Source organism: Streptomyces mayonensis, from assembly GCF_018982965.1.
In the GTDB taxonomy this organism is placed as follows: Bacteria; Actinomycetota; Actinomycetes; order Streptomycetales; family Streptomycetaceae; genus Streptomyces; species Streptomyces mayonensis.
This window is the reverse complement of sequence record NZ_JACBYP010000246.1, coordinates 1-2725: the sequence shown is the minus strand read 5'-3', so window position 1 is coordinate 2725 and position 2725 is coordinate 1. Positions and strand designations below refer to the sequence as shown.

General features: G+C 74.2%; 2 protein-coding genes. Both read left to right on the top strand.

Annotated features, from left to right (window positions below; translation table 11 throughout):
• Nucleotides 1–1882, top strand: a 1882-nt coding sequence (locus HZS56_RS37610) for an IucA/IucC family protein (protein ID WP_374201249.1), incomplete at its 5' end; no start/stop codon positions are given.
• 93 nt (nt 1883–1975) lie between these two features.
• Nucleotides 1976–2668, top strand: coding sequence for a GNAT family N-acetyltransferase (locus HZS56_RS37605; RefSeq protein ID WP_216725292.1), 693 nt, complete (start codon nt 1976–1978; stop codon nt 2666–2668).
• Nucleotides 2669–2725 lie beyond the last annotated feature (57 nt).

Genomic DNA, 2725 nt, shown 5'->3' with positions numbered 1-2725 from the left:
CGCGGCTCCCCCCACCACCGTCCCGGAAGCCGAGCAGGTCGCCCCGGACGATCCTCTGGACCACCCCGACCCCCACACAGCCGCCCAGGCGGCGGCCACGGAGAACCTGCTGCGCTGCTGGGTCCGTGAAGCGGACGTACCCGCTCCCCGCGACGGAGTACTGCACGTACCGCTCCCCGCCAGCGGTACGGCCCTGGCCGTTCCGGTCCGCTACTGGTCACCGACCGGGCGGCACAGTTTCGGCCCGCCGCGCCCCGTCGGCGCTCCCGCCTCCGCGCCGCCGGTGGACGCGGTCACGCTGGCCGCGCTGCTCGTGCGCGAGAGGTCCGGCGCCCCGGGGCCCGACGGCCCCGACCTCGTCGTACGCGTCGCCGACTCCGTACGCCGGACCGCCCTGTTCCTCCGTGAACGCGGGGAGCGCTCAGCCACCGGCGCGGGTGCCCGAGCCGGTGGCGCGGACGCCGGTTGCGACCTGTTCCTCACCGCCGAGCAGGCGCTCGTCCTCGGGCACCCGCTGCACCCCACCCCGAAGAGCCGCGAGGGCCTGACGGAGTCGGAGGCACGGCGGTACTCACCCGAACTGCGCGGTGCCTTCCCCCTCCACTGGGTGGCCCTCGCCCCGTCCGTGCTCGCCTCCGACTCCGCCTGGACCGAGCGCGGCCGACCGGTCACCGCGCCCGCGCTCACCGAGCGGCTCGCGACGGACGGGTATGCCCCACCGGACGGGCCGACCCCACCGGAGGTGCCGACGCCCCCGGACGGGTACGCCCTCCTGCCGCTGCACCCCTGGCAGTTCCGCGCGGTGTGCCGGCGGCCGGAGACCGCCGCACTGCTGGACGCCGGGCTGATCAGGGACCTCGGGGTGCGGGGTGCGGCGTGGCATCCCACATCCTCCGTGCGCACCGTCCACCGCACCGGCGCCCCCGCCATGCTCAAGCTCTCGCTGGCCCTGCGGATCACCAACTCCCGCCGGGAGAACCTCCGTAAGGAACTCCACCGCGGCGTCGAGGTCCACCGTCTGCTGCGCGGTGGTCTCTCCGCCCAGTGGCAGGCCGCCCACCCGGACTTCGACATCGTCCGCGACCCGGCCTGGCTCGCCGTCGACGCACCGGACGGCACTCCCGTGCAGGGACTCGACGTCGTCGTCCGGCACAACCCCTTCCGGCCTTCGGACGACGTCTCCTGCCTGGCAGGTCTCGTGGCGTGGCGGCCACACCCGCGGGCGGGTACGGCGGCCGGGCCCGCCCCTGCCGCTCCCGTCCCTCGTTCCCGGCTGGCGTCGGTGGTCTCGGGGCTCGCCGCCCGGACCGGGCGCCCGCGCGGCGCCGTCGCTGTCGAATGGTTCCTGCGCTACCTCCACCACGTGGTACATCCCGTCCTGTGGCTGGACGCCCGTGCGGGGATCGCACTGGAGGCGCACCAGCAGAACACGCTCGTCCTGCTGGACACCGACGGCTGGCCGGCCGGGGGCCGCTACCGCGACAACCAGGGCTACTACTTCCGCGACTCCCGGCGGGCGGAACTCGACGCCCGGCTGCCCGGAATCGGCGAACGCAGCGACACCTTCGTGGCCGACGACGTCACCGACGAGCGCTTCGCGTACTACCTCGCCGTCAACAACGTGTTCGGTCTCATCGGCGCCTTCGGCTCCCAGCGACTGGTCGACGAGGAGCTGCTGCTGGCGGCCTTCCGCCGCTTCCTCGGAGCGCTCGCCTCCGGCGCCGCCCCAGTGGGCGGTTCGCTGCCCGTGCGCCTCCTCGACTCGCCGGTCCTGCGCTGCAAGGCGAACCTGCTGACGCGGATGCACGGCCTCGACGAACTCGTCGGCCCCGTGGACACCCAGTCCGTCTACGTCACCATCGCCAATCCGCTGCACGCCTGACCGGCTGCCACCCGCCGCCTCCCCTCGTTACCCAGCCTCCTTCCCTTGCCGTTCTGCACCCTTCCGTATCCGACCTCTCCGAAGGAGCGAGCCGTGACTTCCACCGACGGGAGCGCCGAGGACACCCTGGACCTGCACCTTCCCGCCGAGTTCGGCGCCTCCTTCGGGGACGCGGGACTCGATCCGGCCGGTGCCGGGGCGGCCGGTGCCCGCGCGGACCTCCTCGACCGCGTCGGCCACTGGGGGCCGGTCGTCACCTCCAAGGGCGTGTTCCACCTGGTGCCCGTAGACGCCGGACGGGACCTGCCGCTCGTCGCCCGCTGGATGAACGACCCCGCGGTCGCCGCGTACTGGGAGCTGACCGGACCGCAGAGCGTGACCGGGGAGCACGTGCGGGCCCAACTGGCCGGCGACGGACGCAGCGTCCCGTGCCTGGGAACGCTGGACGGGGTGCCGATGAGCTACTGGGAGATCTACCGGGCGGACCTCGACCCGCTCGCCCGGTACTGCCCGGTCCGGCCGCACGACACCGGCGTCCACGTCCTGATCGGCGAGGAGACCGACCGTGGGCGGGGCATCGGAACAGCGCTGATCAGGACCGTTGCCGACCTGATCCTCGAGGGGCGCCCCGCGTGCACCCGTGTCCTGGCCGAACCCGACGTGCGCAACAGACCGTCCGTCGCGGCGTTTCTCGGTGCCGGGTTCCGGTCGGCCGGTGAGGTGGACCTTCCGGGCAAGCGGGCCGCCCTCATGATCCGCGGGCGGGAGGCGCGCGACTCCCGGTGACGCGCCCGCTGCCGCTCCTGCCCGCCCCCGTCGCAGTCCCGCGCCCCCCCAGGAGAC